Origin of the sequence: Sulfobacillus harzensis, from assembly GCF_012933365.1 — a bacterium.
In the GTDB taxonomy this organism is placed as follows: domain Bacteria; phylum Bacillota; class Sulfobacillia; order Sulfobacillales; family Sulfobacillaceae; genus Sulfobacillus_B; species Sulfobacillus_B harzensis.
Genome location: NZ_JABBVZ010000145.1, coordinates 1 through 6447, shown reverse-complemented (window position 1 = coordinate 6447; position 6447 = coordinate 1). Strand labels below are relative to the sequence as shown.

Below are 6447 nucleotides of genomic sequence, written 5' to 3'. Positions count from 1 at the left end.
CCCGCTACTAATAGGGAACCGATCCGACAACATCCTCTTGCATCGGCCACTGGAACGCAGAACCCACATCCCGAGGGGAATTACTGAGACGTAGCGTTTATCGTGCCAGTTCTCTATCATCGTCATGTGGGCCTGGCCCAAGCGCAAGTGATAGCGAGGGCTACTCATGGTTGGATCGAAAACTGGGAGGGCAATCGGTGTGTCACAGCTTTTAAATAATCAGGTGGCCGTCGTGACCGGAGCCGGTCGGGGTATTGGACGGGCCATCGCACAGGGATACGCCAAGGCTGGCGCTACGGTGGTGTGTGTCGCGCGGACCGAACCAGAAATAGCCGAGACGGCAGCCGCCATCGAAGCCGCCGGGGGCCGCAGCACGGCCATTGTGTGCGATGTGACTGATGTGCACGCGGTGAACGCGTTATTTAGCCAAGTCGAAAAGACCTATGGCGGGCTGGACATCTTGGTCCTGAACGCGGGAATGGATGCGGAGTACCGTTCCATCGAGGCGGGCGACCCGGCAGTCTGGACTCGCATTGTTGACGTCAATCTTTTCGGGGCGTATTACTGCGCTAGGGCGGCCATTCCCCTGCTGAAAAAGCGTGACAGCGGCCTCATTCTGACGATGGGCTCGGGACTGGGTCATCATGGCCGGATTCACCAGTCGGCCTATGCCTGCTCGAAGGCCGGGCTCTGGATGCTCACTCGCATTCTGGCCGATGAATTGGCTGATGACCACATCAGTGTGAATGAAATCATTCCGGGACCCGTCGATACAAGCATGGCCGGATCGGACTCCGATCCCAACAGTGTGTTTTCCATCGCCGGCGAATGGTTCAAGCGTCCGGACGATGTGGTGCCCCTCGCGCTGTTTTTGGCCACCCACCCCAAGCCGGGTCCCACGGGGCAGTCATTTAGTCTGATGCGACGGACATTGTAACGCACGAATCTGGGGTTCCTGTCAGGGAACGAACCGTGCCAGAGATCACACGTCTACACGGCGGGCGTGGCTCTACCGATGCGGCCGGGGGCCACACGCATCGCGTGTTCGCGCCAGTCGAGGGACGGCATACCCCGCCGTGGCGCCGCCGAGAACGCCCGCGAGAATCCCCAACCCGGTGTGGCCGGCCGTGGCCATCCCTAGTGCGGCAGCGGCCCCGGTCACGGCCGCCACGCCGTCTTGCATACCCCGGACGGCGCCTACCAGCAGGGCCACAAAGAGCGCCGTGACTCCAAACGCGATGCCGGTGGTGAGAAAGGTGGGCAATCCCACGCCCAGTCCCGCCCCCACCGCGGTGCCGACTAACCAGGCCGCGTACGATTGGCCGCTGAGTCGGACCGCATACGGCGGGGCCATTGGCGATGGGCCCAGACGACTGGATACCAGGGCAAACACTTCATCGGTGAGCCCAAAGCCGAATCGGGCCTGCATTGTGGCACCCCACGTGGCGACGTAGGGCGCGACGGCCGTGCCATAGGCGAGGTGACGGAGGTTGGCGACAAGACCCAGCAGCGCCGCGGGCCCCGGACCCATCACGGGGATGGCCGACAACAGAATGAATTGGGTCGACCCGGCATAGACCAGGGCCGAGCAGAGCAGGGTGTCAACGAGAGGCCAGTGCGCCGCATCCGCCACAACCCCAAACGTGGCGCTGACGGCGAGATACGCGGCAATGATGGGCAGCCCATCGCGCCAAGCGTCCCGGGAACTTAGTAAGGGGCTGTTCATCCTTTCACCGCCCCCAACAGCATGTACGCGCCTACACCCACAGCCACGGTCACCAGCAACTGGCGCAGCCACCACTGACTGATGGCCGCCAGGACCGCCGCGCCCAGCGCCGGAGAAGTCCAGGGACGGACCAGATGCCCGTGGGCTACAAACAGGGCGGGGGCCAGCAACGCCCCGAGGGCGGCGGGGGTGACGCGCGCCAACCAGCCGAGGAACGGGCGCGGCCAGGTGAGCCGCGCGCCGAGCCATTGCGGCCCGGTGCGCATCAAGAAGGTGCCGATACCCACCGTGGCGAAGACCCACAAAACATGCATGAGCGCATCACTCCTTTGCTCGGGAGATCAGGTTGTATGTGATACAATACAACACGTATGTTATCATGATCAATAGGGGGCGGTCAGCGTGGATACCGGGGAACACATCGCCGAGCGCGTCGGCCGAGCGTTGCGGGCATTGCGGGAGCGACGCGGGTTATCGCTCGACCAGGGGGCGGAATTAACCGGCGTGAGTAAGCCGATGCTCGGGCAGATTGAGCGCGGCGTCACCAATCCGAGTGTCCTGACGTTATGGAAAATCGCCCACGGGTTTGGGGTGCCCTTTTCCGCGTTTTTCGACGATCCCGCGGCACCGGATTTGGTCCGACACGAAGACCAGCCGCTCATCACCGATGACGAGGGACGGTATCGCGTTCGGACCGCGTGGCCACGGCGACCCGGGGACCCCTTTGAGTGGCACGTCATGGACATGGAGGCGGCGTCCATGCATAGGGCGGAACCGCATGCGGACGGTGTCGAGGAATGGGTGTTGGTGATTGAAGGCGGCTTAACGATACGGACGGGGGACGTAGAGCATCGGCTCGGGGCCGGAGACCTCCTTCATTTCACGGCCGACACCGCGCATACGTACGCCAATCCCTCGGCACATCGCGCCCGAGCCCACATTCTCATCACTTATCGCCACGGCTAGCCCAGCACCGGCCCGTTGGGGTTGGCTGAGAGAACGCGTGCCAACCGATACAAGGTGGCCCGGCTGACCTGGGTCATGGCACAGATATCGTTGACCGTCAGATGATTGGTATCGCGGGCGGCGAAAAGCTCCAGCGCATGCGCCAAGCCTTTGTGATGCGCCGTGTAGGTCCGGGGCCGTCCCTTGTAGACGCCGCGCGCTTTGGCCGCGGCAATCCCTTCGATCTGGCGTTCCCTGATGAGGTCCGCTTCAAATTCAGCAATCCCGGCCAACACCGTGATGAGGAGCTTGCCAATCGCGGTGGACGTGTCGACCACATCCCCGCCCATATTCAAGACAACGAGCGACACCCCCCGCTCGGTCAAGGTCGCCATGGTATTGAGGGCATCTTGGGTACTGCGGGCAAAGCGGTCCAGTTTCGTGACCACGACCGTATCGCCGGTCGTGACGCGACCAAGGAGCGCCGAAAATTGGGTGCGATGTGTGAGGGATCGCCCGGACAGCTTTTCTTGGAAAATTTTCTGGCAGCCGTACGCCGTCAACTGAACGACCTGCGTGTCCAGGTTTTGGGTGGTGGAACTCACGCGGGCATAGCCGTAAATCATGGGGTTTTCGCTCCCGTTTCGGTATGATTAATGAGACAAGCATACGATACGCTGGAAACGGCGACAACCCGTACCTGGAAACCCGTCTTAACTGGGTGTACCCATGTGAGACACACACGCGATGTCCCGCGTAAGGAGGGATTCCCACGCCAGTCAATTTCCTCACCGAGGAGCAGGCTGCGCAATACGGTCGGTATGCCGGCGACCCATCCCCGGCCCAACTCGCTCAGTATTTCTATCTGGACGATACGGATCGCCAGTTCCTTCGTCCGCTCCGTGGGGATCGTCAGCAGTTGGGGTGGGCGGTGCAACTGGGGACCCTCCGGTTTCTTGGAACGTTTGTGGAGGATTGGGCCGCCATTCCACCGGCGGTGGTGGCCTATGTCGCGGGCCAACTGAACATGACGGTTCCCGCCGACATGGACCACTATGGCGGTAGTCGGACCCGTCGCGAACATGCTCTCCGCTTAACCGCCTTATACGGATATTCGCCCTTCGAGGCTCAACCCGCGCATTGGCGTTTGGTGCGGTGGCTGTACCAGCGGGCGTGGCTGATGGCCGAACGCCCCAGTGTGTTGTTTGACCGGACCACGGCCCACTTGGTCGAACAGAAAATCCTGTTGCCCGGGGTGACCACGCTGACCCGTTTGGTGGCCCAGGTGCGCGATCGCGCCCAGAGTCGCCTCTGGCGGCGTTTGGCGGCCTTACCCCATCCGGCTCAACGCGACGCGCTGGACAGCATCTTAGCCGTCCAACCCAAGACCCGACTCGCCCCGCTGGATATTCTCCGGCGTGCCCCCACCCGACCGAGTATTCGGGGCTTTCAGCAAGCGCTGGACCGCCTCGACACCCTCCGTGCCTTGGGTGCCGTCGACTGGAATCTTCAGCCCATTCCGTCCGCGCGATTGGGAGCGTTAGCCCGTCATGCGGCCACGGTGCGGGCTCAGGCCATTGCGCGGATGCCAGAGGACCGGCGGCTCGCGACCCTCGTCGCCTTTACGGCCGTGTTCACGATCCGCGCCCACGATGACCTGATTGAGCTCTTGGAGCGCTATTTGACCGAACTCTTGGCCCGCACCCAGCGGCGGTCGGACCAAAAGCGCCTGCGCACGCTGCGCGATCTCGATGCGGCCGCCCGGGCACTGCGTGAGGCCTGTGCGGTCCTCCTCCAGGACCCGGATCCCAACACGGATTTACGGGCGACCGTTTTCGCCCGGGTGTCAAAAGAGGCGGTGCAAACCGCCATCCGCAAAGTCGATACCTTGACGCATCCGCCGGACCAGACCGTCGCTTTTCAGGAACTCTGGCGCCACTATCCGCAGATCCGGCAGGTGCTGCCGCGGCTGTTGGCGGGCATCGCGTGGCAGGCCACCCCCGCGGGCCAGGGCACCGTCGCCGCGTGGGAATTCCTCCGCGAGCACGAAAGCCAGGCGACCCGATCATGGCCCACGGCGCCGACGACGGGGATGACGGCGGCCTGGCGGACGGTGGCCGTGGACGACAAGGGTCGCATCGGGAAGAAAGCCTATACCTTCTGGGTGTTGTCGCGGGTGCTGGAGGGCGTCCGCTCCCACGACCTGTATGTGACCCCCAGTGAACGCTACGGCGATCCGCGCGCCCAACTCCTCCAAGGCGCCGCATGGGACGCGGTGCGCCCGCAGGTGCTCCGGACGCTGAATTGGGCGGTGGATGCCGAATCGTCCTTACGCCCCGTGCGGGAGGCGCTCGACGCAGCCTATCGAACCACCGCCGCCCATTGGGAGACCAATCCGGCGGTCCGGTTGGAATCCTTTGCCGGCAAGGATCGCCTGGTGTTGAGCCCGTTGGACCGTCTGGAGGACCCGCCCTCTCTGCGCCGACTCCGGACGCGTGTCGCGGCGGTGCTCCCGCGTCCGACGTTGCCCGATTTACTCTTGGAAGTTCACCAGTGGACCGGGTTCGCCGACGCGTTCACCCATGTCAGCCAGGGCGGCGAGCGGATCAAGGATTTGGCCCTCAGTGTGTGCGCCGTGTTGCTGGCGCAAGCCTGCAACATTGGACTGGACCCGGTCGTCCACGCCGGCATCCCAGCGTTGGAATATGATCGGTTGACCTGGGTCGGCCAGAATTACGTGCGCGCGGAGACGCTCGCTGCGGCCAATGCCACGCTCGTGGACTATCATGCGCAGCGCCCGTTGGCCCGGATCTGGGGTCAGGGGGAAGTGGCCTCGGCGGATGGCTTGCGGTTCGTCGTGCCCGTCCGCTCGCTCCACGCGGGTCCCAACCCCAAATACTTTGGGGCCGGTCGCGGCGTGACCTACTACAATTTCACGAGCGACCAATTCAGCGGATTCAATGCGCTGGTCATTGCCGGCACTTTGCGGGATTCGCTACGCCTGTTGGAAGGTGTGCTCGACCAACACACGGGGCTCAACCCCCACGAGATCATGACGGATACGGCCGGATACAGCGATTTGATTTTCGGCCTCTTCGGCTTGCTTGGCTACCAATTCAGTCCGCGCCTCGCCGACATCGGCGAGGCCCGGTTTTGGCGGTGGGAAGCCGATCCCGACTACGGTGTGCTCAACCGCCTGGCGCGGCAGCGCATTCGTGCCGATCTCATCATCCGTCATTGGGACGACATGCTCCGCGTCGCCGGCTCCTTGAAGTGGGGGACGGTGAACGCGACCGCCCTCATTCAAGCGCTGCAACACGGAGGACGGCCGACCCTGTTGGGGCGCGCCATTGGGGAACTCGGCCGGATTTACAAAACACGGTATCTCTTGGCCTATTTAGATGATGAAAGCTACCGGCGGCGGATTCTCACCCAGTTGAACCGGGGCGAGGCGCGACACGGTCTCGCTCGGGCGGTGTTCTACGGGAAACGGGGCGAGTTGCATCAAGCGTATCGCGAAGGCCAAGAGGATCAACTCAACGCCCTGGGCTTAGTCGTCAATGCAATTGTCTTGTGGAATACGCGGTACATGGAGCAGGCCCTCGACGCCCTACGCCGGCGCGGACAAGAGATTACGGATGATGATGTCGTCCGTCTGTCGCCGTTAGGGCATGACCACATCACGATGCTGGGGCACTATTCGTTTGAAGTACCCGACGTCGTGGCGCAAGGACATCTCCGACCGCTATCGCCGTTTGACGAGTAGGTTGCCCATC

Annotated in this window: 6 protein-coding genes; 3 read left to right on the top strand and 3 right to left on the bottom strand. The window is 63.2% G+C overall.

Going from position 1 to position 6447, the window contains the following annotated elements; all coding sequences use genetic code 11:
• Positions 1-199 precede the first annotated feature (199 nt).
• Positions 200-937, top strand: a complete 738-nt coding sequence (locus HIJ39_RS20855) for an SDR family NAD(P)-dependent oxidoreductase (RefSeq protein WP_169102967.1) — start codon at positions 200-202, stop codon at positions 935-937.
• A 72-nt stretch (positions 938-1009) separates the two neighbouring features.
• On the opposite strand, the gene HIJ39_RS20850 is transcribed toward HIJ39_RS20855, so the two are convergent.
• On the bottom strand, positions 1010-1726 hold the full coding sequence (locus HIJ39_RS20850; RefSeq protein ID WP_169102966.1) for an AzlC family ABC transporter permease: 717 nt from the start codon (positions 1724-1726) through the stop codon (positions 1010-1012).
• Positions 1723-2040, bottom strand: coding sequence for an AzlD domain-containing protein (locus tag HIJ39_RS20845; RefSeq protein WP_169102965.1), 318 nt, complete (start codon positions 2038-2040; stop codon positions 1723-1725). Before HIJ39_RS20845 ends, HIJ39_RS20850 begins: the two co-directional genes overlap by 4 nt.
• A gap of 88 nt (positions 2041-2128) precedes the next feature.
• Between HIJ39_RS20845 and HIJ39_RS20840 the strand changes: the two genes are divergently transcribed.
• Positions 2129-2692 carry a helix-turn-helix domain-containing protein gene (locus tag HIJ39_RS20840; RefSeq protein WP_169102964.1) on the top strand — a complete coding sequence of 188 codons (564 nt, stop codon included), beginning with the start codon at positions 2129-2131 and terminating at the stop codon, positions 2690-2692.
• On the opposite strand, the gene HIJ39_RS20835 is transcribed toward HIJ39_RS20840, so the two are convergent.
• Positions 2689-3297 (bottom strand): recombinase family protein, encoded by a 609-nt coding sequence (locus tag HIJ39_RS20835; RefSeq protein WP_169102963.1) that lies wholly within the window; start codon positions 3295-3297, stop codon positions 2689-2691. The genes HIJ39_RS20840 and HIJ39_RS20835 overlap by 4 nt on opposite strands.
• Before the next feature lie 140 nt (positions 3298-3437).
• On the opposite strand from HIJ39_RS20835, the gene HIJ39_RS20830 reads away from it, so the two are divergent.
• On the top strand, positions 3438-6437 hold the full coding sequence (locus HIJ39_RS20830; protein WP_169102968.1) for a Tn3 family transposase: 3000 nt from the start codon (positions 3438-3440) through the stop codon (positions 6435-6437).
• Positions 6438-6447 lie beyond the last annotated feature (10 nt).

Excerpts from the sequence above, each read along its gene's own strand:
- HIJ39_RS20835 (WP_169102963.1), bottom strand. The coding sequence starts at position 3,297 with ATGATTTACGGCTATGCCCGCGTGAGTTCCACCACCCAAAACCTGGAC.
- HIJ39_RS20845 (WP_169102965.1), bottom strand. The coding sequence starts at position 2,040 with ATGCATGTTTTGTGGGTCTTCGCCACGGTGGGTATCGGCACCTTCTTG.
- HIJ39_RS20850 (WP_169102966.1), bottom strand. The coding sequence starts at position 1,726 with ATGAACAGCCCCTTACTAAGTTCCCGGGACGCTTGGCGCGATGGGCTG.